This window comes from uncultured Bacteroides sp. (assembly GCF_905207245.1).
Lineage (GTDB): Bacteria > Bacteroidota > Bacteroidia > Bacteroidales > Bacteroidaceae > Bacteroides.
In genome coordinates this window covers 1-26,064 of record NZ_CAJLKP010000085.1, presented here as the reverse complement: position 1 = coordinate 26,064, position 26,064 = coordinate 1, and the positions used below count along the sequence as shown (strand labels likewise).

The window sequence follows — 26,064 nt, the reverse complement described above, 5'->3', positions numbered from 1 at the left end:
CTGGGAAAGCCGGGGAGTATCCGGCCATACACTGGGACATTACCTCTCAGCCTGTGCCATGATGTACGCCGCCAGTGGCGACAAGCGCTTCAAGGAACGGGTGGACTACATCGTAAAAGAATTGGCAGAGTGTCAGGATGCCCGCAAAACAGGATACGTGGGAGGCATACCTGACGAAGACAAAATATGGGCAGAAGTATCTTCCGGCGATATACGCTCGCAAGGATTCGATTTGAACGGCGGCTGGGTGCCCTGGTACACCTTGCACAAGCTATGGGCAGGCTTAATCGATGCCTATCGGTATGCCGACAGCGAACAAGCCAAAGAGGTGGGCATTAAGTTGAGCGACTGGGCTGTCCGCAGTTTCGGCGACCTATCCGAAGAAGACTTTCAGAAAATGCTGGCTTGCGAATTCGGCGGAATGAACGAATCCTTTGCTGATATGTATGCCATCACAGGCAATGAAAGCTATCTGAAGTTAGCACGCCAGTTCTATCACAAAGCCATCCTCGACCCACTGAAAGAGCAACGGGACGAACTGGAAGGAAAACACTCCAACACCCAGGTGCCCAAAATCATAGGCGAAGCACGCCTGTATGAGCTGACGGGAGACAAGGATATGCACACCATTGCTACTTTCTACTGGGACCGGATTGTAAACCACCACACATATGTGAACGGAGGTAACAGTAACTATGAGCATTTGGGAAAACCAGATTGCCTGAACGACCGTCTGAGCCCCTTTACTTCCGAAACCTGCAATACTTACAATATGCTGAAACTTACTAAACACCTGTTTAGCTGGGCCCCACAGGCAGCCTATATGGATTACTACGAACAGGCATTGTACAATCACATACTTGCTTCACAGAATCCGGACGACGGTATGGTTTGCTACAGTGTTCCTCTGGAGTCCGGCACGAAGAAAGAGTTCAGCACCCGTTTTGATTCTTTCTGGTGTTGTGTAGCCAGTGGCATTGAGAACCACGTGAAATATGCCGAAAGTGTATTTTTCCAATCTGTCAAAGACGGTGGCTTATTTGTCAACTTATTTATCCCGACCTCACTAAACTGGAAAGAGAAAGGTATGGAAGTGAAGCTGGAAACACAGTTCCCGGCAGATAACAAGGTGCAGATTTCTTTCAATGGAAAATCTAAAGAATTCCCATTGCACATACGTTATCCGCGATGGGCAACCCAAGGAATAAAAGTTACGCTGAACGGAAAAGAAGAAAAAGTAACGGGAACTCCCGGTTCCTACTTCACCCTACAAGGCGAATGGGGCACAGATACCCAATTAGTGATTGAAATCCCAATGGAACTCTACACCGTATCCATGCCCGACAATGCTGACAGGATGGGTATTTTCTACGGTCCGGTGCTATTGGCTGCACCGTTGGGAACAGGAGAGTTACAGACATATGATATTCCCTGCTTTATCTCCGACACAGAATCTATCGTTCAATCCATCGCTCCCGTCCCGGGCAAGCCCCTGACTTTCAATGCCAATACTACCGCAAATGCCCAATTGCCATTGGTGCCTTTCTATACCATCCACGGTCAGAAGCATGCGGTTTACTTCGACCGCTTTCCGGCACAGAAATGGGCGAAGAAAGAAAAAGAATATCAAGCCCTAATAAAAAAACAAAGTAAAAGAGAATAATCCGGGCCTTCCCGTATCTTCCTTATACCCTCTTCGTACCTTCCTCGTACCTCCTTCGCTTATCCCGTCTCTCTATAGAAGCGAAGAAGATACGAAGGGGGTAAGACAGAAGAGATAAACAGAACAAAAGAGTAATCACCTTGCTTGCCGCAGTGCAACAGGGACTAATACTAAATACCATGAACAAAAATATAGAAAAGAACAGTTTCTTTTTTCCGATGGTGGTCATGTCTATCCTATTTTTTATGGTAGGCTTCATCACCACAATGAACAACTCACTGATTGACTTCCTCGCGTCTAGCAAATGGATGCTTTCTTTCTCGGAAAAGCAATTAGTGAACACCGCTTTCTTTGGGGCTTACTTATTCTCCATACCCCTGTCGTATCTCCTGAATAAATTAGGTTATAAGACTTCGGCCGTATTATCTCTTTTCGTAGTGAGTATCGGGTTTGTCCTGACCTATCCGGTAGTAGGCATGGGATATACAGCATTCCTGATGTCCATGTTTCTCATTGCGCTAGGGATAGCATTGTTGCAAATCGTACTGAATCCTTATGTACTGGCGTTAGGCTCACCGGGTGAAGCTGCCAGCCGCCTCAACCTGGTAGGGTTCTTTAATTCGGCAGCCACGGTTGCCGCACCTATATTCGTCACCATGCTCATTTCTGCCGAGACTATCAGTGAGTCGGCTCCGGTAGAGGCACGCCCGGACGCGACAAACGTACGGATACCTTTCCTTCTGATTGCCGGGATAGCCTTTGTGCTCTGCCTGTTGCTCTATTTCCTCCGTCTGCCGGAAGTGAAGGAACAGGTGGCAGATAAAGTGCAAGGTAGTAGCAGCCCCTACCGATATCCGCACCTCATTTTCGGTGCTATTGCCATATTCGTTTATATGGGAGTGGAGATTGGCATTCCGAGTTTCCTGCCCGACCGCATGAGGGCTTTGGGTATAGATTCTATTAACCTATTCGGCTATGAACTGAGAGGTACCGGCATCCTGTCCATCTACTGGGGCGGACTGATGGTGGGACGCTTATTCGGCTCCATTATATTGCGGAAAGTAAAGGTTCGCACGGCAATGGTGTTCTGTGCGGGCATGGCTATGCTTTTCCTCATCATTTCTTTATTGATAAACAGCGAGGTATCCATTATCCTGATGTTGCTCTGCGGTTTCTTCAACTCCATCATGTGGGGAAGTATCTTCAACCTGGCCTCCGAAGACTTGGGAGAACATACGAAACGGGCCTCCGGCATCATATGCACCTTTGCCATAGGCGGGGCTATCCTGCCTCCGCTGATGGGGGCACTGCAACAGAGCTTCGGAGCGGATGCACTGACCGTCGGTACATCGGCAGCATTGAGTTGCCTAGTTCTCTATTACCTGTATCTCATCCTTTTTACGGTGAAGCTCTCCAATATACGCCCGCATCATAAGAAATAACAATAAAATGATTAGCAATATGCATGCTAATTTATCGGCGGGACTTACGGAGTATCCTGATTATATCGCACTCTAATTAACGTAACATATATAAAATAGAATTATGGAAATAAAGAAAATCTTGATTGCAGCCTTACTGGCTGCCGGCATGGCATTCCAGGCGAATGCCGCAGATGTTCCACGGAAGGAATATCCCCGCCCACAGTTTGAGCGGACAACATGGATGAATTTGAATGGCGAGTGGGATTACACATTCGACTTCGCCAATTCTGGTCTGGAACAGGGATACCCCAAGGCTACATCTTTCGATGGAAAGATAACAGTGCCTTTCTGCCCCGAAAGCAGTCTGTCCGGTGTAGGACACAAGGACTTCATCAATCATATCTGGTACCATAGAGAAATCAATGTTCCGCAGGATTGGAGCGGAAAGAATGTATTGCTGAACTTCGGAGCCGTTTATTTCAATTCGGAAATCTACATTGACGGAACCCTGGCAGGCCGTCATTTTGGTGGCAGTTCCTCGTTCAGCATCGACATCACGAAGTTGGTGACTCCCGGAAAGAAACACCATCTGGTGGTGCGTGCATCCAGCGATCTGCGCTCGGCTATGCAGAGTGCCGGAAAACAAAGTTTGCAATTCGGCTCCTATGGTTGTAACTATACCCGCACCACAGGTATCTGGCAGACGGTATGGATGGAAGCGGTCAATCCTTCCGGCTTGAAGTCCGTACAGGCTATTGCCGACGTGGATCAGGAGCAATTAATAGTATGGCCTGCCTTCTACAGTGACAGCAGCAACAAACTGAAAATAATACTGAAAGAGGGTAGCAAGGTAGTTGCTTCCACCACCGTGAAAGGCACGAACAGCTCTGTAGCTGTGCTTCCGGTGAAGAAAGCCAAACTCTGGTCGCCAGAGTCTCCTTTCTTATACGACATCACTTATCAGGTCATCGACCCGGCAGGAAAAGTGATTGATGAGGTTTCTTCTTACATCGGTATGCGCAAAGTGCACATCGAAGGAAATAAGATTTATCTGAATAACAAACCCTACTATCAACGCTTGGTACTGGATCAGGGCTTCTATCCCGACGGCATCTGGACAGCTCCTACCGACGAGGCGTTGAAACGCGACATCGAGCTATCGATGGCTGCCGGCTTCAACGGTGCACGCCTGCATCAGAAAGCATTCGAAGAACGCTTCTACTATTGGGCGGACAAACTGGGATACATCACCTGGGGCGAAGCTCCAAGCTGGGGGATGGATGCCAACAGCATAGAAGTGGCTCGCAACTTCCTGATGGAATGGTCGGAACTGGTGCTTCGTGACCGCAATCACCCTTCTTTATTGATCTGGACACCGATGAACGAAGAATGGTGGCCGGATAGAGTGCAATATCCCCGCTTCACGACAGATTTATACAATCTGACCAAATCACTCGACCCCACCCGTCCTGTAAACGACGCCAGCGGTGGTTGCCACATCAAAACAGACATATGGACTGTACACAACTATGAGCAGGATCCTGCCAAGCTGAAAGACATCATCTACAAGGACGGCAAGTTCTTCCAGGCTCCCAACTATGTCATAGGAGTTCCATCCGCCAATATCGGTTTCAACGGCTTACGCCAGAATGAGATGTACGACTTCCCGGTATATGATGGCAAAATGCCTTATCTGATAGATGAAGTAGGTGGCATCAAATGGGTGAAAGATCAGGATAAGACCAACTCCAGTACACAGTCATGGGGATACGGCACACCGCCAAAGACAGAAAAAGAATTCCTGGAACGTCTGGAAAGTCAGATGAATGGTATTCTTGAACTGAAAGACCAGGTATGGGGCTATTGCTACACCCAGTTGACTGATGTTGAACAGGAACAGAACGGTATCTACTACTATGATCGCACTCCTAAGTTTGATACGAAACTGATCCATAGTATCTTCAGCAAAAACCCCGAAGACGTGGCAGATACATACACTAACCCGTTGCTCAATTACGGTCCCGATCCCTGGGCTTTGTGGCACGATGGTTCCTACTATTACATGCACACCATGGTCGATAGTCTCGTCCTCTGGAAAACCCAGGACGTGACCAACATCCGCAATGCGGAGAAGAAGACCATCTGGATTCCTACCGACCCATCAAACAAACATAATCTTTGGGCACCCGAAATCCATCACATCGATGGCAAATGGTACATCTACTATGCAGCAGATGATGGCAACTCGGACAACCATCAGATGTATGTACTGGAGAATGTAAACAAAGACCCGTTTGAAGGTGAATTCGTAATGAAAGGCCGCATCAGTACTGACAAGGATAACAACTGGGCCATCGACGGTTCGGTATTCGAGAATAAAGGAAAACTGTACATGGTATGGTCCGGCTGGCAGACACGCCGCGTAGATACAGAGACTCAATGTATCTACATTGCCGAGATGAAGAATCCATGGACCCTTGGCTCCGAAAGAGTACTGATCTCCAAGCCGGAACTGGACTGGGAAAGACACTATAAGAATGATAATGGCTGGAATCCCCCACACAAAGTATTTGTAAACGAAGGGCCTCAACCTCTGAAAAGTCCTAAAGGCAAGTATATCCACGTCGTTTATTCGGCAAGTGGTGTATGGACTCCGTACTATGCTTTGGGTATGTTGACGGCAGACACCAATGCAGACCTGCTGGACCCGGCTTCCTGGAAGAAATCGCCTCAACCCCTATTCCGCCAGTCTCCCGAGAATGATGTATACGGAACAGGGCACAACAGCTTCTTCAAATCTCCCGACGGTAAAGAACATTACATCCTTTATCATGCACGTGACACCCAGACTGACCCTCCGGGCATGGGCGACACACGCTCTCCACGCACCCAGAAGATAGAATGGAAGGCGGACGATTATCCTGTATTCGGTACGCCTTATCCTAAGAGTACACGGTTGAAAAAACCATCGGGTACAGTGGTTAAATAATAAACCCGGAAAATCTATAAACGATTATGAATAAAGCATTTTTATGGATGGGTTGCCTTACTTTGTTTCTTCTTGTCGGCTGCACAAATGCCGGCAAGAAGGTAGCCAAAGAAGAAACAACCTTCACAAACCCTGTCATCTACTCGGATGTGCCGGATGTGGACATAATACGCGTAGGCAGTGATTACTACATGGTAAGCACCACTGCACACATGTCTCCCGGTGCCCCCATCATGCACTCCAAGGATATGGTGAACTGGAAAATCATCAGTTACGTGTTCGATGAAATCAACGAAAGCCCCTACAACGACCTGGAAGGCGGCAACATCTATAGCCGCGGACAGTGGGCAGCTTCTTTACGCTATCACGACGGGCTCTTCTATGTATTCTTCGGCACAGGCAACAAGTCTTATATCTATACTGCAAAAGACCCGGCAGGAACGTGGGAACAGAAGTTGGTGCTCGACGAATACCTGCACGATGCCTCTATGCTATTCGATGACGACGGGAAAATCTACCTGGCTTATGGCGCACGCCACATCCGCATCATTGAGTTTAAAGACGATTTATCCGGCATCAATCCCGACGGCTTGCAGGTGGAAGTTATCCCTGGCGAACCGAAAGGTTTGCTCGAAGGTACGCACTTCTATAAATTCGATGGTAAGTATTACCTCACCCTGATCTGGTGGCCGGAAGGCGGCATACGCACACAGCTTTGCTTCCGCTCTGATAAAGTGGCGGGACCTTACGACATGAAAACAATTCTCTCGGACGACCTCGGATATGCCAACCACGGTGTGGCACAAGGTTGCTTCATCGGCACAGAGAAGGGTGAATGGTATGCTATGTTGTTTCAGGATCATGAGGCTGTGGGTCGTGTACCGGTATTGATGCCTTGCCGTTGGGAGGATGGTTGGCCGATACTGGGCGATGAAAACGGAAAAGTGCCTCCGGTAATGAAAACACCTGTACAAGGTTATGATGAAAAGACGGAACTCGTGGTGAGCGATGACTTTGACAAGTCTCCCAAACTGGGTCTGACCTGGCAATGGAACCACAATCCGGATCATTCACTTTGGACACTTACCGAACGTCCAGGATACCTCCGCCTGAAGACTGGAAAGGTAGCGAAAGACATCTTCGAAGCACGCAACACACTGACACAACGCACGGAAGGTCCGAAGTGCAGCGGTGTCATCTCGCTCGACCTCACGTATATGAATGACGGTGACCATGCTGGCCTGGCTGCTTTCTGTTCAGAACCGGGAACCATTTCCGTCATCAAGGAGAATGGTAAAAAGTATTTAGTGATGACCGACCGCAATGTAGAGAAAGCTCGCAAAGAACTGAATCAGGATATCGTATATCTGAAAATGGACTGCGACTTTACTACAGACCATGCCGTGTTCTCTTATAGTTTGGACGATAGTAACTGGACTCAATTGGGAGATAAGTTCCACATGATATTCAGCATGGCACACTTCACGGGTAATAAGTTCGCCATATTCAATTATGCCACCCAAACTGTCGGCGGATATGTGGATGTCGACTTCTTCCGTTATGAAAAACAATCTAATTAAAAGCAATATGAATAAACTGATTCTTTTGGTATGCACAGCCCTAATGGTTGGATGTACCACAAATGTGAAAGAAGACTTAACCGCATCCGGATTAAAGAGGAGCAATTTCCAGACAGAAGTCAATGGTGAAAAGACCGACTTGTTTGTCCTGACAAACAAGAACAAGATGGAAGTGTGCATCACCAATTTCGGCGGACGTATCGTGTCGGTTATAGTGCCTGATAAAGACGGTACTATGAAAGATGTTGTATTGGGCTTCGACTCCATACAGGATTACATCAAGTATCCGTCTGACTTCGGAGCAAGCATCGGACGATACGCCAACCGCATTAACCAGGGACGCTTCACACTGGACGGAGTGGAATATCAATTGCCGCAAAACAACTACGGGCACTGCCTGCACGGTGGTCCGAAAGGTTTCCAGTACCGCATCTTCAATGCCGTTCAGAAGAGCAATCAAGAAGTGCAACTGACTTATTTGGCAAAAGATGGAGAAGAAGGTTTCCCGGGTAATTTTCAATGCACCGTCACCATGAAACTGACGGATAACAACGCCATTGACATACAGTATGAGGCGGAAACGGACAAACCGACCATTGTCAATATGACCAACCACTCTTACTTCAACCTGGATGGCAATCCTTCAAAGGATAATTCAAGTTATCTGTTGACCCTGAACGCCGACCATTATACTCCGGTGGACAGTACCTTCATGACGACTGGTGAAATAGCAAGTGTTGAAGGTACTCCCATGGATTTCAGACAACCTACTGCCATAGGTGCCAACATCGACCTAGACTTCGCACAGTTGAAGAATGGAAATGGCATTGACCACAACTGGGTGCTGAATACTCAAGGAGACGTAAGTAAAGTATGTGCCACACTCGAATCACCCGCCACAGGCATTGTTCTGAATGTTTACACCAACGAGCCTGGCATACAGGTTTATTGTGGCAACTTCCTGGACGGCACATTGACCGGCAAAAAGGGTATTGTCTATAATTTCCGTACGGCCGTTTGCCTAGAAACACAACACTATCCCGACACTCCTAACAAACCGGAGTGGCCGTCGGCTGTGTTACGACCGGGAGAGAAATATCAGAGCCAGTGCATCTATAAATTCTCGGTACGCAAATAATCGGAGTACGATTTCCGTGAGGACAATAGATTAACAATAAGAATGTTCTGTATCTCTTCCATCTCATTACCTGAACCGTACCAAGTCCGTGTCATCTCCGTATCCATACGCATGGACTTGATACGGACCAGGTACGGCCCAGACACGGACCGGATACGGTTCAGACAAGAAAACTGTTCTAAATCTCCGATTACTAATGATACGAGTTACGATATTCCTGCGGAGTCAGCCCTGTTGTCTTTTTAAAGAGCCGGTTAAAATAAGAATAGTCATCGAAGGAGAGGGCAAAAGCCACATTCTTAACGGACATCTCATCAGTCACTAAAATAAGCTGTGCTTTCTCTATTTTCTTCTGATTGATATACTTTGAAGGAGTAACGCCAGTTTCTTTCTTGAACAAACGGATAAAATGGTCTTTCGACAAACATGAGTTTTCGGCCAATGTTGCCAAGTCTATAGTCTCGTATATGTGTTTACGTATATAAAGAATAGCTTTCTCTATCCGGTCATCTTTAGTTTCCACCTTAGCTTGCGCACGTTTTAGGAAATGTGCCAGCAACTGATACACTATGCCACGCGACTCAACCTTGTCGCACAATGCCCGTTGCTTATTTTTCAGAAGGTTCTGCATGAGCATCGAGTTATTATCATAACTTGCAGGGTCCGACTTAGGCAAACTCATGTGAGGGTTTATTGCACATAGACGCTGAAACAAAGCCAGGTCCAAATCTCCGGCAGGTATCTCAACCGGAAACTCCCACTCATCTAATAAATTGGAATCTGACTGATGTTCTTCATAAATGTGCAGGTAGTAATGACAGAAATAAGAGTTACAGATATAGCTATGCACAGTGAATGCCGGGATGAAATACAAATAATTAGGCTTTAATATCTGTGTACCTCCTGATAGTTGTATCTGGGCAGTTCCTTCCGTTATGTAATATAAACGTGTAAACGGACTATTTACATTCTTCCAGTTCCAATCTGCATTGTGTACAGCCAAACCTACATTTAATACCAAAGGATGCAGTTTATCAACTAATAGTGCCATAGTATATCATATTTAGTAATTTGATAAAGGTAGGTGAATTTCTTCATCATTCAAAACGATTATCGATATTCTCAATATAAAAATCGTTTTTATCCTATAGTATCAGATATTTCCCAATTATATCATCGATATTTTCCAATATAAACACTTTTTAGTCCTATTACAACTATTAATTAATCTCTATCTTTGCAATGTACAATAGAAACAAAATTAATACCTATGAAAACGAAAATGTTATTAGCCTCTTTAGTTCTTTCAATAGGAACCTTATCTGCCCAGAACTATCAGGTTCCGGTTTCAGAAAAGAACGAACCTATGATGAAAGGTAAATTCCAACCTACATGGGAGTCTTTGGAGAATTACCAGGTTCCCGAATGGTTTAGGAACGCAAAATTCGGAATATGGGCGCATTGGGGACCTCAGTGTGTAGAAGGTTCGGGCGACTGGATGGCACGCTCCATGTATATGGAAGGAACATCAGAATATAAGCATCATGTAGAGCACTACGGACACCCCTCTGAAGTGGGATTCAAAGACATCATCCCTTTATTTAAAGCAGAAAAATGGAATCCGGATGAGTTAGTGGCATTCTATAAGAAAATAGGGGCACAGTATTTTTTCGCTTTAGGTAACCATCATGATAATTTTGACCTTTGGGACAGTAAATACCAACCATGGAATTCAAAAAATATGGGACCGAAACGTGATGTTTTGGCGGAATGGGAAAAAGCTGCACGCAAATACGAACTTCCATTTGGTATCAGTTTCCATGCTGACCATGCCTGGACTTGGTACGAACCCTCCCAACGTTATGACAGACACGGACCTAAAGCCGGTGTTCCTTACGATGGCACTTTAACAAAAGCTGACGGCAAAGGTAAATGGTGGGAAGGATATGACCCTCAGGACCTATATGCACAAAACCATCCGATGAGTAAAGGTAGCTGGGCGGATGGCATGATTCATAGCCAATGGGCCTGGGGAAACGGGGCATGCTTGCCTACTCAGGAATACTGCACAAACTTCTATGACCGTACCGTAGATGCCATCAACCGTTATAATCCCGATCTGATTTATTTTGATGTCACCGTAGCCCCATTCTATCCAATCAGTGATGCCGGATTAAAGATTGCGGCCCACTTCTACAACCACAATATGGCAACCCACAAAGGGAAGTTAGAAGCCGTCATGTTGAGTAAGATATTGGATGAAAACCAACGCAAAGCCATCGTCTGGGATGTAGAACGCGGTGCACCCAATGAAATAATGGAGCGCCCCTGGCAATCCTGTTCATGCATTGGCGGATGGCATTACACTACATCTGTCTATGAGAATAACTGGTATAAATCAGCCTCGGATGTCGCAAAACTGTTGATTGACATCGTAAGTAAGAATGGTAATCTGCTTCTCAGCGTTCCATTGCGGGCCGATGGTACGTTTGATGAAAAAGAAGAAAAGATACTGAATGAATTCGGCGAATGGATGAATATCAATAAAGAAGCTATCTACAGCACCCGACCTTGGGAAGTGTTCGGCGAAGGTCCGATAGCCGAAGCCGATATCAAAATCAATGCACAAGGATTCAACGAAGGAGCATATAGCAAAGCTACGGCACAAGAGATCCGTTTTACCCAAACCAAGAAGGATTTATATGCCACGGTTCTGGCTTGGCCGGAAAATGGAAATGTAATCATCAAATCATTAGCTGCCGACAGCAAACTATTTCCGCAAAAGATAAGGAAGGTAGAACTGCTTGGATATGGACCGGTACGGTTCAACCGCACAGCAGAAGGGCTTTCCATTAATCTGCCGGAGAAAAAGCTCAACAACATAGCTCCCGTCTTTAAAATAAAGAAATAAAATCATAAGGAATAAGAGAGTATTTATCGGCTTTTTTAAAAGTCGATAAGCTCTCGCTATACCTTAAAAATAACCCAATAATCAATTAAAATTATGAGAAACAGATTAACGTATGGACTTATGCAACCAATGAGATTCATAATGATCCTATTGGTTTGTCATCTTAGCAACGCTACTTGGGCACAAGTGCAAAGCAATGTGAAAGGCTTAGTTACCGACTCTTCCGGCGAACCCCTGATTGGAGTTAGCATATTGGTTAAAAGTACCAATAATGGAACTGTCAGCGATCTGGATGGTAAGTTTACCGTAACAGCTAAAACCGGAGATATTCTCCATATCAGTTATGTAGGTTATATTCCTCAGGAGATAAAGGCAGAAGAGAATAAGCAGCTTCGCATCATTATGGAAGAAGATACGAAGAAGCTGGAAGAAGTTGTCATCGTAGGTTATGGTACACAAAAGAAGGTGAATCTGACAGGGGCTGTATCTTCCATATCGGCCGAAGACTTAGCCAGCAAACCTGTGATGAGTACTGCACAAGCATTGGCAGGTTTAGCACCGGGACTGAGTGTTTTACAAACTTCCGGTCGTCCGGGAACAGGAGCAACGGTCAAAATACGTGGTACAGGTACCTTCTCCAATGCCGGAACAGATCCGTTAGTATTGATTGACGGTTTATCCGGGAATATAGACGATATAGATCCTAACGACATCCAGAGTATTTCTTTCCTAAAAGATGCCGCCTCAGCCTCTATTTACGGTAACCGTGCCGCTAATGGTGTGATCCTGGTTGAAACCAAAAAGGGAGTACAAGGAAAGACCACCATCACATACAGTAATTCTTTTGGTTGGCAACGCCCCACGGAGTTACCGGATTTCCTGTCCTCATGGGAATATGCAGAATACTACAATATGGCTATGCGCAATATGGATAAGCAAGATGCCTACCTTCCTGAAGAGATACAGAAATTCAAAGACGGCTCAGACCCCGATAATTATCCTAATGTAAATCATCTGAAATGGTTATTGGAGTCAGGTTCCGGTTTCCAACATCAGCATAACGTCAGCATACAAGGCGGTAATGCCACAACGAACTACAACTTATCAATAGGCTACCGCAACCAGGAAGGTATGACGGCAAATACTTCTAACGAACGTATGACAGCATTATTCACGATGAAAAGTGAAATAGCCAAAGGACTTACCCTCAACCTGAATATCAATGCCTATAATAATAAATACAATGCTCCCAATGGAGAGCCTCAAAGTATTGATGGGATGATAGGATATGCCGTGCGCCAGGGTCCTATCTATGCAGGCCGGAAGTCTGACGGCAGTTTTGGGTATCAGGACAATTACAGCCCGGAGGCATGGCTGGCAAGTGAATCTTTCGTGCAAAACATCAATAGAAATATCAGTGCTTCCGGACAGTTGAAATGGGACACTCCTGTTGAAGGACTCTCTTTCATCGGAAAAGCAGGAGTTAATTACTGGACTAAATATGATAAAGCTTATCGTGCAGATACTTATTTTGATGAAAGCAAGACTGTGGGACCGGCTTCCTTGAATGTCTGGACAGCCAACAATACGTACACTACTTTCGAAGCATTGGCTACTTACGAAAAGCGGATAAAAGATCATAGTTTTAAGTTACTGGCAGGTACGTCTGTAGAGCAATCAGCCAATAGAGGGTTAGAAGGTTACAGAAATACATTCCCCAATAATTATCTGTATGAATTAGGTTCAGGTGACAAAGCAACAGCTACGAATAACAGTTCATTGGAAGAATACGCATTATTATCTTTCTTCGGACGTATCAATTACTCACTGAAAGACCGTTATCTGTTGGAAGCCAATTTGCGATATGACGGTTCTTCCCGTTTTGCAGACGGACATCGTTGGGGAATCTTCCCATCCGTATCTGCCGGATGGAGAATCTCAGAAGAAGACTTCTGGAAAAACAGTTCCGTTTCTAATATATTCGATAATCTGAAGGTTCGTGCTTCCTACGGTATATTGGGAAATCAAAACATCGGCGTTTATCCGTATCAGCAAACTTACGGCCTTGGACAAGATTATCCCTTTGGCAATCCTGCCGCCTTGCAGCCCGGCGCTGCCGCAGGAACTTATAATAATCCGGAGATCACCTGGGAGAAAACAGCTATCACCGACATAGGATTGGATTTCAGTCTGTTTAACGGACGCTTTACCGGTACCTTGGATTACTTCTACAAATATACCTCAGACATTCTGGCACCGGTAGAAGTGTCCAGTATAATGGGACGTGAGGTTGGACAGTCAAACGTTGGAGCTGTATCCAATAAGGGTATCGAGGTAAACCTTACATATAACGGACAAATCGGACGTAACTTCCGCTTTAGCATCTCTCCTAACTTTACCTGGGTAAAGAATGCCGTAGAGAAACTGGCAAATGGTGCTACTGAAGAAATCAATAATAACCGTATTGTGGGACAACCTATCGGAATAATTTATGGTTACGAGACAGATGGTTTATTCGTAGATCAGGCTGAAATAGATGCAGCCCCTGAACAATTGGTTGGTAAATCAAGCCTAAAACCGGGCTATGTGAAATACAAAGACATCAGCGGCCCTGACGGAGTGCCTGATGGCAAAGTGGATGCACAATATGACCGCACCGTATTAGGAAGTACCACCCCTAAATTCTATTATGGTCTGAATCTGTCAGCATCTTACAAAGGACTCGATTTCTCCGCTTTACTGCAAGGCTTGGGAGGGCACAAACGACTCATCGGTTCCTATATGGCCTATGCATTTTACAATGGCGGACAAATCCAGAGATGGCAGGCAGACAATTGCTGGACAGAAGCAAATCCCAATAAATGGGCAGAATATCCACGTTTGGAAACTCTGAATATGAATAACACAAACCTTCAGACCTCTGATTACTGGGTACGTAATGCCAGTTTCCTACGTGTGAAGAATGTGCAAATAGGATATACCTTCCCAAAAACATGGACAAAGAAAATAGGAATGGAAAATGTACGTGTCTATGTGAGCGGGCAGAATCTGTTCTCTTTCAACAGTTTCTATAAAGGTTGGGACCCGGAAAATGAAATTGCTACAGGAGATGGGCCATCTTATTATCCTATCAATAGCATCTATTCATTTGGATTTAATATCAAGTTCTAAGTTAACGATTCAATCAAGAACAATATGAAAAATATATATCATACATTAGAAATAACAAAAACCTGTTTAGTTACTTTGGCTTTATCATTGGTAACAGTAAGTTGTTCAGACTTATTAGACAAAGAACCTCCTTCATCTATTTCTGATGGTAGTTTTTGGACGGGCGAGGGAGATGCTATGCTGGCATTAACCGGATGCTATCGTTTCCAGACCGGCTGGTCGCACGATGATTTTGCCACCCCACAAGGATTGCTCTATCTGGACTTTGCCGGAGGTAATGGTACGGAAAAAGAAAACTTCTCTACATTGATGGCAAGTTCCAACACAGTTGCCACTAATAGTAATCTGCGCTGGTTTTGGGGAAACGCCTATACCCAGATAGCCAAATATAATGTCTTTCTGGAAAATATAACGGACTGTCCTATGGATGGAGACAAAAAAGAAATCTGGTCAGCCGAAGTGAAATGCCTGCGCGCTTATTTCTTATTCAATCTTGCATTTTATTATAAAGATGTACCAATGCCATTGAAAACATTGTCAGTAGAAGAAGCTAACACCATCTCACAAACTCCACAAGCGGACGTCTATGCTCAGGTGGAAACTGATTTGAAAGCAGCCATCAATCTATTGCCAACCAAATACTCGTCGGAAGAATATGGACGTTTCACAAAAGGAGCAGCACAAGTCTTGTTAAGCCGTCTCTATCTGGCACAGGAGAAATGGTCGGAAGCCGCTGCTGTTTTGCGTAGCGTCATTGATTCCGGAACATATGAACTGGATCGCCGTTATGGTGAAGATAGTTATGAAAAGCTATTCCAGATAGGCGGAGAATATAGTCCTGAAACAATATTCTGCATCATGGGAGTAAAGGATTTATATACAAATTCACGTTATCAATACCTGTACCCCGAGGCTGCTTACGGTGGTTGGCACCAATTTGCCCCTTATAATGAACTGGTCAAAGAGTACTTTTGTACAGACGGTAAGGATATAAAAACATCTGAAGTATATGATGAAAATGACCCCTATGCAAATCGTGATTTACGTTTATATGCGTCCGTCTTCTTGCCGCCATTGGGAAGTTATCCGGGAACCAAATATAATGATATAACCTACGACTGTTTCAAAGGTGCCAACACTTCAGATTACTATAACAAGTTCGCCCTGTTTAATGGTTATTGCCCCAAGAAAGGATGTGACCCTTCCATAATCAACAATTTGGGAGCTACTCCCACTTATACGCCGATAATGCGTTATGCAGAAGTATTGCTAAGTTATCTGGAAGCCTTGAACGAAGCTCAACCAAGTGCCATAGACCAAGACATTCTCGACCTTACAATAAACGATATTCGTGACCGCGTAAAATTAACAAAACTTGAAAAAGCCAATATGTCTCAGGAACTAATCCGTGAAGCTGTCCGCAAAGAAAGGCGGGTTGAACTGGCTTTTGAAGGCTTGCGTTACTATGATGTACTGCGTTGGGGCATTGCCGAAAAAGAGCTGAACCATACATTCACAGGCGTTAAACTGTCAGACGATCCCAATGCCCGGAATTATCGGGGAAGCGGAACTGCAGCTTCTCCGGTTGATGAAGACATGTATTATCAGTTTGAGAAACGTACCTGGTCACCTCATAACCGTTATTTCCCAATACCACAGAATGATCTGAATGTCAATAAGAACCTCAAACAGAATACAGGATACAATTAGTTTTTATTTAATGGACAAGTAATTAATAGGTATGGTTAAGTATCCGGAACTTTGTCTCCGGATACTTATATTATTATATAGTTTTTTAATGCAATAAGATTATGACAAATAAAGGATACCAAGTGAAGGAATACCATTGCCCGGTGAAAAGATATTGCCAGACAATGGATTTAAAAGACAATCCTAAACTAATTGAGGAATACATCAAATGCCACAGTAAACCTGAAGCCTGGCCGGAAATAAGAGCCGGCATTCGTTCAGTAGGTATTTTAGAGATGGAAATCTATATATTAGGTTCCCGGTTATTCATGATTATAGAAACACCGCTTGACTTCGATTGGGAAACAGCTATGGACAGGCTTTCTCATTTACCCAGACAAGCAGAATGGGAAGAGTATGTATCCAAATTTCAGGAGTGTGTGCCTACAAGCACCTCTGCAGAAAAATGGAAATTGATGGAGCGGATGTTTCATCTATATGAATAATAATCATTCAGATCCTTTTATCCGAGCATTTAATTGTTCCATGAAAGATTTTTCCCCTTTTATGACCTGTTTTTGCCCTTTCTAATTAATAGAAAAGCCTTACTTTGCTTTTTCTTAAAGTGGATGTAACCAAAAAACGATTATAATATTATGAAGAAAAGTTTTTTTACCAGTTTAATGTTAGGGATTCTGATTTCAGAGCCAATAACAGCGCAGACAGGAGCAGACAATCCTTTCGGTAACGCCTTGATACCTGACATGATTGCAGATGCAAGCATTCAGGAAATAAACGGAACGTTCTATTGCTACGCTACCACTGACGGATATGGCCGGGGATTGGAAACTTCGGGACCGCCTGTGGTATGGAAATCAAAGGACTTTGTTCATTGGAGCTTTGACGGTACTTATTTCCCTTCTGCCGCGAAAGAAAAGTACTGGGCACCCAGTAAAGTTGTTCCAGCCAATGACAAATACTACATCTATCCGACAATAAACGGATATATGTATCCTGCGGTAGCGGATAGCCCGGATGGTCCTTTCAGGCTGGCCCGTGGAAAAGATGAGTTTCATAAACCTTTCACGACTTCCACCTTATTACAAACAGAAGATCCCGGAGGCATTGATGCTGAGGTGTTTATTGATGACGACGGTCAGGCTTATGTGTTCTGGGGACGCAGGCATGTGGCTAAACTTAATAAAGATATGATAACGGTGGATTCAGACATTCAAATGATCTCCACTCCCCGCAAAGAATATTCCGAAGGACCCATTTTCTTTAAAAGAAAAGGAATATACTATTATTTATACACCATTGGAGGAGACGAAAAGTATCAGTACGCCTATGTGATGAGCAAAGTTTCTCCAATGGGGCCGTTTGAATTTCCCAAGCAGGATATCATTTCCACGACTGATTATAAGAAGGGGGTCTTCGGCCCGGGACATGGTTGTGTATTCAGTCCGGAAGGAACGGATGATTATTACTTCGCCTATCTGGAGTTTGGACGGCGTAGTACAAACCGGCAAACTTATGTAAACCGATTGGAGTTTAATGAAGACGGCACAATCAGGCCTGTTGAACTTACTCTGGATGGAGTGGGTGCCTTGCGGAAAGTAAAGCGGGAGAAGAAGATAAAGATAGACACCATTTATGCGTCCAGCACAGCAGAGCCTTTACACATCAAACCGATGAAGGATACTTTGTGCCGCCGAACAGAATATTTTGTTCCCGCTTTTGCAGCAGACGGGGCCAATGGCTCGCGGTGGATGGCGGCTGACAGGGATAATGAAAGCTGGATTGTTGCAGATTTGGGAACAGCCAGGAAGGTGCGCCGCAGTGAAGTCTACTTTGTGCGTCCCACAGCCGGACATGCCTATCTGCTTGAAGGTTCGAGCGATGGAAAGGTATGGGAAGCTTGTGGAGGACATGAAGATATAAGAATACAGTCGCCACATACGGATGCACCGGACAAGAAATACCGGTATCTCAGGATAAAGATATCAGAGGGCGTAAACGGAATTTGGGAATGGAATATTTACTAATAAGAAGTTAGTATGAAACACCTATTAGCACTCATCTTTTGCGTATATTTTAGCGGCTGCCTGATGGGGCAGCAACAAGCTGAATGGGGGAACTGGAAAAACTGGGGTGACCAGGAAGACGGTACCTACCTGAACCCCATCATTCCGTCAGATTATAGCGATATCGACTGCATTCGTGTGGGTGACGACTATTATGCCATATCCTCCACCTTCCAGTTCTCACCGGGAATGACCTTACTGCATTCCAAAGATCTCGTCAACTGGGAACTTTACGGAAACATCATCAATGATTTGACTCAGATTGGACCAGAATTGAATTGGGATCGTATGAACCGCTATGGCAAAGGGGTATGGGCAGGAACATTGAGGTATCACAACCAACGGTTCTATCTATTTTTCGGTACACCCGACGAAGGTTATTTCATGACCTCCGCCGCTCACCCCGAAGGTCCGTGGGAACCACTGACACCACTTCTTGCCGAAGCAGGCTGGGACGATTGTACTGCAATGTGGGACGACAACGGAAAAGCCTACTTTGTCGGTACCCATTTTGCCGACGGATATAAGACCTATCTCTTTAAAATGGCTGAAGATGGGAAAAGCATTGACCGGAAATCTGCGGTACTCATCCATTCGGGCAGTGGCAGGGAAGCCAGTAAATTGATCAAAGTGAACGGTTGGTATTATCTGATTTTCAGTGAGCATAAGCCGGGAGTGGGTCGTTACGTCATGGCAAAGCGTTCCAGAAAGTTGACAGGACCCTATAAAGAAGAAAAACAGTTGGCACTGCCCAGTTGTGAGGCTATGGAACCGAATCAAGGAGGTATTATCCTGGGAAAGGACAATAACTGGTATTTTCTTACCCATCATGGAACAGGGGACTGGAGCGGGCGAATTGTCAGTCTCCTACCCGTTACGTGGATAGATGGCTGGCCCATACCGGGTGAAGCACTTCCCCAGAATATCGGTACAATGAAATGGGGTGGAAAGATGCCCTTCAAATATACTGAAAAACTATCTATCAAGCGTAGTGATGACTTCGACGATGAACGGCTTGCCCCGCAGTGGCAGTGGAACTATCAGCCGAGGAAGGAATACTTTTCACTCACCGAACGTCCGGGCTGGTTACGTCTGAAAGCTTACCGCCCCTTAGAGGCCGATAAACTGCTGAAAGCCGGCAATACACTTACACAAAGAACTTTCAGAAAGCAGGATAATGATGTCGTGATAAAGATGGATATTTCCAATATGAAAGACGGACAAAAAAACGGGCTTTGCCACTTCTCTTCACAACATTCGGCTATTGGCATAGTAAAAGAAGAGGGTATCTGCTATCTGGAATATAGAAAGAATGATAACATAACCAGAGGAATACCCATCCGGTCGCAATATGTATGGCTTAGGACGCAGTGGGGGTTAGATGGTAAATCCCATTATTATTATAGTCTGGACGGGGATAACTTCCTGCCGTTTAGCGAACCTTATCAATTGGTATGGGGAAATTACCGGGGTGACCGCGTAGGCATTTATTGTTTTAATGATAAGGAAGAGACCGGTTTCGTAGATGTGGATTATTTCCATTACCGATTGTAACCGGAATGTATCATATTTGTTACCGATTCTTAAATTTGCCGCAAAACGTATGAAACGCTATGTCTCTACTTTTGCGGCAAATTAATCAACGAATGACAACAGGTATGAAACACATTGTTAAAGTATTCACGCTCTTATTCTTATTTCTAACAGTCGGCAGCACGGCAAAAGCCGACGAGAAAGTAAACGTAGTGAAACAGGGCACCGTACGCGGCCGCATCATTGATGCCACGAAACAAACCCTTCCGGGTGCCTCCATTTACATCGAGAAACTGCACGCCGGAGTGACGAGCGACGTCAACGGCTTCTACACCTTCCCCAACCTCGAACCGGGGACATATACCGTAAAAGTTAGTTATGTGGGCTACTCACCCGTAGAACTGAAAATAACCATTCCCGAAGGACGCACCTTGGAGAAAGACGTAGTGATGAACGAAGGAGTGGAATTACAGGAAGTAGTGGTAGGCGGTGCTTTCCAAGGACAACGCCGCGCCGTCAATTCGCAGAAGAACAGTCTCGGCATCAAGAATGTAGTGTCTGCCGACCAGGTAGGCAAGTTCCCCGACTCCAACATAGGCGATGCACTGAAACGCATTTCGGGTATCAACGTACAGTACGACCAGGGTGAAGCCCGCTTCGGACAAGTGCGCGGAACCTCTGCCGACATGAGTTCCGTCACTATCAATGGCAACCGCGTCCCTTCTGCCGAAGGTGATACGCGCAACGTGCAACTGGACCTTATCCCGGCAGATATGATACAGACCATCGAAGTGAACAAAGTAGTCACCCCGGATATGGATGCCGACGCCATCGGCGGTTCCATCAATCTGATTACGAAGAACTCTCCTTATAAACGCTTCATCAGTGCCACCGCCGGAACGGGCTACAACTGGATTAGTGACAAAGCGCAACTAAACCTGGGTTTCACCTATGGCGACCGCTTCTTCAACGACAAACTGGGACTCATTCTTTCCGCTTCCTATCAGAACTCCCCCTCCGGCTCGGATGACATCGAATTTGTATGGGACAAGGATGTAGAAACCGGAGAACTCTGCATCACCGACTATCAGGTGCGCCAATACTACGTCACCCGCGAACGTCAGAGTTACTCCGCCGCACTGGACTGGGACATCAACGAGAACCACAAGCTGACTTTCAAAGGTATCTTCAACAACCGCAACGACTGGGAAAACCGTTACCGCCTCAACGTGAAAGGTATCAACCTGGAAGAAGACGACAATGGCAACGAATATTGTTCCATCAACAACAAAGGCGCCGTGCGCGTGCAGACCAAAGGCGGCACGCCCGACAACCGCAACGCCCGTCTGGAACGTCAGCGCACAATGGACTTCACCCTCGGCGGCGAGCACCTCTTTGGCAAACTGGACACAAAGTGGAGCGTCAACTACGCCAAAGCCAGCGAAGAACGTCCCAATGAACGCTACATCGACTATCAACTGAAGAAACAGAAGTTCACAATGGATTTGAGCGATGAGCGCAAGCCGTTGCTTACCCCGCAAGAAGGTTCGGCTATGTATCTGAACGACGATTTCAGTCTGAAAGAAGTGACGGAGCAACAGGAAGATATTCAAGAGAAGGACTTCAAGTTCAAACTCGACTTTAGTTTACCACTCACGAAAGGAAAGTTCGGCAATCATCTGCGCTTCGGAACTAAGGTGGTGCATAAGACTAAAGATAAAGAGATTGACTTCTACGAATACACCCCACTGGATGAAGACGGTTTCGATAAAACCAGTCTGGCGGCTGCCGTAGACCAGAACCGGGACGGATACATGCCGGGCAAACAATATAAAGCCGGTAGCTTCATAAGCAAGGAGTATCTGGGAGAACTTGACTTGAACAATGCGAGTCTGTTTGAAAAGAACCAGGTGCAGGAAGAGCTTGCCACCAACTTCAACGCCAAAGAAACCGTTGCGGCAGGTTATCTGCGCTTCGACCAGAAACTGGGTGAGAAATGGGACTTGATGCTGGGCCTGCGTCTGGAGAATACGCATGTGAAATATTCGGGTAGCCAGTATGATGCGGACGAAGACAAGACCACCCGCACAGCCTACGAGTCGGACAGTTACCTGAATGTGCTTCCTTCCGTTCTTGTGAAGTATGATGTAAATGATGATTTCAAGGTGCGCACCTCGTTCACCAATACAATTGCCCGCCCCAAATATGCCGCCCTGGCACCGAACATTACGATTAAGCGTAGCGACAACTCCATCTCTTTGGGTAATCCGGGCCTGAAACCTACCATTTCTTATAACTTCGACCTGAGCGGTGAGTATTACTTCAAGAGTATCGGTCTTGTCAGCGCCGGTGTCTTCTACAAGAAAATCAACGATTTCATCGTAGACCAGACTATGCGCAACTACAATTACAACGGAACCACTTATACCAAGTTCAGCCAGCCGCGCAACTCGGGCAACGCCGACCTGCTGGGTGTGGAAGTGGCCTATCAGCGCGATTTCAGCTTCATAGCCCCGGCCTTGAAGTGCATCGGCTTCTACGGAACATACACTTACTCTTACTCCCGCGTGGATAACTTCAACTTCGAGGGACGTGAGAATGAAAGCGGTCTGCGCCTGCCGGGTTCTCCGGAACACACGGCCAATGCTTCGCTCTTCTTTGAGAAATCCGGTGTGAGCCTCCGCCTTTCTTACAACTATGCATCGGCATTTATCGACGAAATGGGAGCGGAGAAGTTCTACGACCGCTATTACGATGCAGTGAATTATATGGATGCCAACGCCAGCTATACTTTCGGAAAGAAACTGAAAACAACATTCTATGCCGAAGCTACCAATTTGCTGAACCAGCCCTTGCGCTACTATCAGGGAACAAAGGAGCGGACGATGCAGAGCGAACATTACGGCATAAAGGTAAATGCAGGCGTAAAAATCAACTTTTGAATTACTATTCAACTAACAATTTGTTGACGAAATGAATTCAAAACCGCTCAGAAAGGAACAAAAGTGATTAGCGTTTAGTGATAAGTAGTACTATCTGTCATCCTGAGCGCAGTCGAAGGATCTCTTCCCCTACTGTATAGCGCAGCCTTATGCCAAGAGAGTAGATTCTTCGACTACGCTCAGAATGACGAATAGTCCGCAAATCATTTTGTTCATATCCCTAATAGAAATGAAAAAAATTAATTCCGCCAACAAATAATTAACAATCAAATCAATATAATAATGAAAAAAGTATTCTTTCTCCTTTTAGTTGTCCTCCTCAGCAACTGGGCAACCGCACAGATAACGGATTATTCCATCTTCGACAAGAAATTCAACTTCTACGTCGCCAACGACCTGGGTCGTAACGGTTATTACGACCAAAAGCCCATAGCCGAACTGATGGGCACCATGGCCGAAGAAGTAGGTCCCGAATTCGTAGTCGCCACCGGAGACATCCACCATTTTGAAGGCGTGCGCAGCGTGAACGACCCTCTGTGGATGACTAACTACGAACTCATCTACTCCCACCCGGAACTAATGATAGACTGGTTTCCCGTACTTGGCAACCACGAATACCGCGGCAACACGCAAGCCGTAATGGACTACACCAACGTCAGCCGCCGCTGGACCATGCCCGCCCGCTACTATACCAAAGCATTCGAGGACGACGGCATCACCCTCCGTATCGTCTGGGTGGACACCGCCCCCATGATGGACAAATACCGCAACGACTCCGCCACCTATCCCGACGCCTGCAAGCAGGACTTACAGCAACAACTCGCCTGGATAGACTCCGTACTGACCGCCGCAAAAGAAGACTGGGTCATCGTTGCCGGACACCACCCCATCTACGCCGAAACTCCGAAGGACAACAGCGAACGCCTGGATATGCAAGCCCGCCTCGACCCGATACTCCGCAAGCATAAAGTAGATATGTACGTCTGCGGACATATCCACAACTTCCAGCACATCCGCAAGGCGGGAAGCAATATTGATTACATCGTCAACTCCTCCGGCTCCCTCTCCCGCAAAGTGAAACCCACGGAAGGAACAGTGTTTTGCAGTCCGGAACCGGGTTTCTCCATCATTTCGGCAGACAAGAAGGAACTGACGTTGCGGATGATTGACAAGAAAGGGAATGTGCTGCATACCGTGACACGCACCTCACGGTAATTCCTTTTTCACTTTCCGAGGCAAAATACACAGTAAAGAGAAGAGAGTATATCGCTAAAAATAATACCTTTGCATCGTTCAAACATTAAAAGCGCTATGAAGAAGATATACCTCTTCCTGTTATTCGGCCTGCTGCTTGCGGCCTGTGCAAAAGATGACGACAAACAACCCATCTTAGTAACCGACATCGTAATGCCTGCCGCAGGCACCGTATTCAATCCCGGAGATAAAGTAACCATCAAAGCGCAAGGCTTCCAGCCCGATGACGATGTCATGTTCGAAATCTATTGGCCGCTTCCCGACGAGCCCGCACTCAACTATCAGGGCTATGCCCGTGGCGTATTGCCCGTCATGTTGGAACAGACCGCCACAAGCATCACCTTCCTGGCACCCGGACACTATCCCGCTTCAACTACCAAAATACTTCTGCGCCGCGCCGGCGACATAATGACGCTTGGCGAAATCGCAGTCTCCAACGGCCAGGCCCCCGAAGAGTTCCAACTCTACGGCATCACCAACTCCCATTCCGACACGGGTCATGATAACTGCATCGAGCACATAAACCTCACAGATGGCGACCCTAAGAACATCGTGAAACTGGCAGAAGACCAGAAAGACTTCTCCTGCGTAGTGAACGCCCCCGAAAGCCAACGTCTCTGCGGAATACAAACGAAGGACGGAATCCGCAAGGTATACTGTTACGACCTATCCATGCGCTACTGGCAGGATACGGGACTTGAAAGCATATTAACCCTTTGCAACAATATCAATGGCTCCATAACAGCCGTGAGACAGATATCTTCCAATGAAGTGGCATTGGTCTCCGTCACAACCTCGGGTTACACCCGAAGCCAGATGCCTCCCATGGCTCACCGCTACGAACTACCTGCAAACATAAAACCCGAAGCTCTGACACGCTATCCCGGTGTACAGAGCAGTGCCAGCCAGCTATTGCTCTCAGCCGATAACGGCAATAATAGCTTTACGCCCGTCGTACTGGATTTGCTAAGTAGCAAAGTACATGTCGGCGAGCAGATACAAGCTACCGCACTTATTCCTTTCCGGACAATAACCGATAAAAAAGATAACGGAACCACCGAGTACGTGCGCACCGGAGGATATGCCATAGTGAAAGCCGACGAAACCGAACTGCGCCTGTGGGACCAGGATACAATGACCCTGAAAGAGCCTTTTGCCACATTCCCCAACCCGGCACGTTCCATAACCATGCTCGCTGAAGATACAGAGACACTGAAGCTCTACGTACTGTTCGACACTTACCGAGGCGGCAGGCTGATTTATGCATACGATTTAGTAAGTAAAGACTGGCAATCGGTTCCCGGCATCGGCTATTCCTATTCGGAGATTGTGATGGCGCGGTAAAGCGGAGGAAAACATCCCTACTTTCATAAAAAAGAATGTCTCTATTGTTGGCTTTCTTCTTGATATGCCTTTCGGTTCGTCATTTGCAACCTTTGCCGGACAACTGAAGTATGGCATCTTATTGATGCTTACGATTAGCGCCTTTTGATAGTATATCCAAACCATTCATATATAAGAGTTTGCAGTTTCCTACCGGTAGGAAACTGTCGTTCCCTCCCTAAGGAACGAGCGTTCCCATGAGGAGAAACTCTCGTTCCCACGAAGAGGTGATGTGTACTGGTTTTAGTGGTTCTTCTTCACTTTAGTTGAAAGCTTTTATTTGTTAGTACCATTTTTCTTTTT

15 protein-coding genes and 1 pseudogene are annotated in these 26,064 nt (G+C 45.9%); 15 read left to right on the top strand and 1 reads right to left on the bottom strand.

Going from position 1 to position 26,064, the window contains the following annotated elements:
* From QZ135_RS20365 to QZ135_RS20340, 6 genes and pseudogenes are all read left to right on the top strand, one after another.
* On the top strand, positions 1 to 1,663 hold a 1,663-nt coding region (locus QZ135_RS20365), incomplete at its 5' end, for a glycoside hydrolase family 127 protein (protein ID WP_294613756.1).
* A 179-nt stretch (positions 1,664 to 1,842) separates the two neighbouring features.
* Positions 1,843 to 3,105 carry a glucose/galactose MFS transporter gene (gene gluP / locus QZ135_RS20360; protein ID WP_294613700.1) on the top strand — a complete coding sequence of 421 codons (1,263 nt, stop codon included), beginning with the start codon at positions 1,843 to 1,845 and terminating at the stop codon, positions 3,103 to 3,105.
* Between the two features lie 148 nt (positions 3,106 to 3,253).
* Positions 3,254 to 5,065: pseudogene (locus tag QZ135_RS20355) on the top strand (glycoside hydrolase family 2 TIM barrel-domain containing protein); the annotation flags it as partial.
* A 3-nt stretch (positions 5,066 to 5,068) separates the two neighbouring features.
* A complete protein-coding gene (locus tag QZ135_RS20350; protein WP_294613759.1) occupies positions 5,069 to 6,076 on the top strand; it encodes a glycoside hydrolase family 43 protein in 1,008 nt (335 codons plus the stop codon).
* A 26-nt stretch (positions 6,077 to 6,102) separates the two neighbouring features.
* A complete protein-coding gene (locus tag QZ135_RS20345) occupies positions 6,103 to 7,656 on the top strand; it encodes a glycoside hydrolase 43 family protein (RefSeq protein WP_294613697.1) in 1,554 nt (517 codons plus the stop codon).
* A gap of 7 nt (positions 7,657 to 7,663) precedes the next feature.
* Positions 7,664 to 8,794: an aldose epimerase family protein gene (locus QZ135_RS20340; RefSeq protein ID WP_294613694.1), complete on the top strand. Its 1,131-nt coding sequence runs from the start codon at positions 7,664 to 7,666 to the stop codon at positions 8,792 to 8,794.
* Positions 8,795 to 8,987: 193 nt separating this feature from the next.
* Here QZ135_RS20340 and QZ135_RS20335 read toward each other — a convergent pair whose 3' ends face one another.
* Complete coding sequence (locus QZ135_RS20335) at positions 8,988 to 9,845, bottom strand: AraC family transcriptional regulator (RefSeq protein ID WP_294613691.1); 858 nt, start codon at positions 9,843 to 9,845, stop codon at positions 8,988 to 8,990.
* Positions 9,846 to 10,064: 219 nt separating this feature from the next.
* On the opposite strand from QZ135_RS20335, the gene QZ135_RS20330 reads away from it, so the two are divergent.
* From QZ135_RS20330 to QZ135_RS20290, 9 genes are all read left to right on the top strand, one after another.
* On the top strand, positions 10,065 to 11,705 hold the full coding sequence (locus QZ135_RS20330; RefSeq protein WP_294613688.1) for an alpha-L-fucosidase: 1,641 nt from the start codon (positions 10,065 to 10,067) through the stop codon (positions 11,703 to 11,705).
* A gap of 93 nt (positions 11,706 to 11,798) precedes the next feature.
* Positions 11,799 to 14,876 (top strand): TonB-dependent receptor, encoded by a 3,078-nt coding sequence (locus QZ135_RS20325; protein ID WP_294613685.1) that lies wholly within the window; start codon positions 11,799 to 11,801, stop codon positions 14,874 to 14,876.
* A 24-nt stretch (positions 14,877 to 14,900) separates the two neighbouring features.
* Positions 14,901 to 16,586, top strand: a complete 1,686-nt coding sequence (locus QZ135_RS20320; protein ID WP_294613682.1) for a RagB/SusD family nutrient uptake outer membrane protein — start codon at positions 14,901 to 14,903, stop codon at positions 16,584 to 16,586.
* A gap of 101 nt (positions 16,587 to 16,687) precedes the next feature.
* The gene (locus QZ135_RS20315) at positions 16,688 to 17,071 is read left to right on the top strand and encodes an L-rhamnose mutarotase (protein WP_289123991.1); all 384 of its coding nucleotides are present in this window, start codon (positions 16,688 to 16,690) and stop codon (positions 17,069 to 17,071) included.
* Between the two features lie 150 nt (positions 17,072 to 17,221).
* Positions 17,222 to 18,610, top strand: coding sequence for a family 43 glycosylhydrolase (locus tag QZ135_RS20310; protein WP_294613677.1), 1,389 nt, complete (start codon positions 17,222 to 17,224; stop codon positions 18,608 to 18,610).
* A 12-nt stretch (positions 18,611 to 18,622) separates the two neighbouring features.
* Positions 18,623 to 20,203 (top strand): glycoside hydrolase 43 family protein, encoded by a 1,581-nt coding sequence (locus QZ135_RS20305; protein WP_294613674.1) that lies wholly within the window; start codon positions 18,623 to 18,625, stop codon positions 20,201 to 20,203.
* A gap of 104 nt (positions 20,204 to 20,307) precedes the next feature.
* A complete protein-coding gene (locus QZ135_RS20300; protein ID WP_294613671.1) occupies positions 20,308 to 23,124 on the top strand; it encodes a TonB-dependent receptor in 2,817 nt (938 codons plus the stop codon).
* 282 nt (positions 23,125 to 23,406) lie between these two features.
* A complete protein-coding gene (locus tag QZ135_RS20295; protein ID WP_294613668.1) occupies positions 23,407 to 24,339 on the top strand; it encodes a metallophosphoesterase in 933 nt (310 codons plus the stop codon).
* A 96-nt stretch (positions 24,340 to 24,435) separates the two neighbouring features.
* Complete coding sequence (locus QZ135_RS20290; protein WP_294613665.1) at positions 24,436 to 25,722, top strand: WD40-like domain containing protein; 1,287 nt, start codon at positions 24,436 to 24,438, stop codon at positions 25,720 to 25,722.
* The last annotated feature ends 342 nt before the right edge of the window (positions 25,723 to 26,064 follow it).

What these genes read in the sequence shown, in the direction of transcription:
- gluP (WP_294613700.1), top strand. Translation starts at nt 1,843, where the DNA reads ATGAACAAAAATATAGAAAAGAACAGTTTCTTTTTTCCGATGGTGGTC.
- QZ135_RS20345 (WP_294613697.1), top strand. Translation starts at nt 6,103, where the DNA reads ATGAATAAAGCATTTTTATGGATGGGTTGCCTTACTTTGTTTCTTCTT.
- QZ135_RS20340 (WP_294613694.1), top strand. Translation starts at nt 7,664, where the DNA reads ATGAATAAACTGATTCTTTTGGTATGCACAGCCCTAATGGTTGGATGT.
- QZ135_RS20335 (WP_294613691.1), bottom strand. Translation starts at nt 9,845, where the DNA reads ATGGCACTATTAGTTGATAAACTGCATCCTTTGGTATTAAATGTAGGT.
- QZ135_RS20330 (WP_294613688.1), top strand. Translation starts at nt 10,065, where the DNA reads ATGAAAACGAAAATGTTATTAGCCTCTTTAGTTCTTTCAATAGGAACC.
- QZ135_RS20325 (WP_294613685.1), top strand. Translation starts at nt 11,799, where the DNA reads ATGAGAAACAGATTAACGTATGGACTTATGCAACCAATGAGATTCATA.
- QZ135_RS20320 (WP_294613682.1), top strand. Translation starts at nt 14,901, where the DNA reads ATGAAAAATATATATCATACATTAGAAATAACAAAAACCTGTTTAGTT.
- QZ135_RS20315 (WP_289123991.1), top strand. Translation starts at nt 16,688, where the DNA reads ATGACAAATAAAGGATACCAAGTGAAGGAATACCATTGCCCGGTGAAA.
- QZ135_RS20310 (WP_294613677.1), top strand. Translation starts at nt 17,222, where the DNA reads ATGAAGAAAAGTTTTTTTACCAGTTTAATGTTAGGGATTCTGATTTCA.
- QZ135_RS20305 (WP_294613674.1), top strand. Translation starts at nt 18,623, where the DNA reads ATGAAACACCTATTAGCACTCATCTTTTGCGTATATTTTAGCGGCTGC.
- QZ135_RS20300 (WP_294613671.1), top strand. Translation starts at nt 20,308, where the DNA reads ATGAAACACATTGTTAAAGTATTCACGCTCTTATTCTTATTTCTAACA.
- QZ135_RS20295 (WP_294613668.1), top strand. Translation starts at nt 23,407, where the DNA reads ATGAAAAAAGTATTCTTTCTCCTTTTAGTTGTCCTCCTCAGCAACTGG.
- QZ135_RS20290 (WP_294613665.1), top strand. Translation starts at nt 24,436, where the DNA reads ATGAAGAAGATATACCTCTTCCTGTTATTCGGCCTGCTGCTTGCGGCC.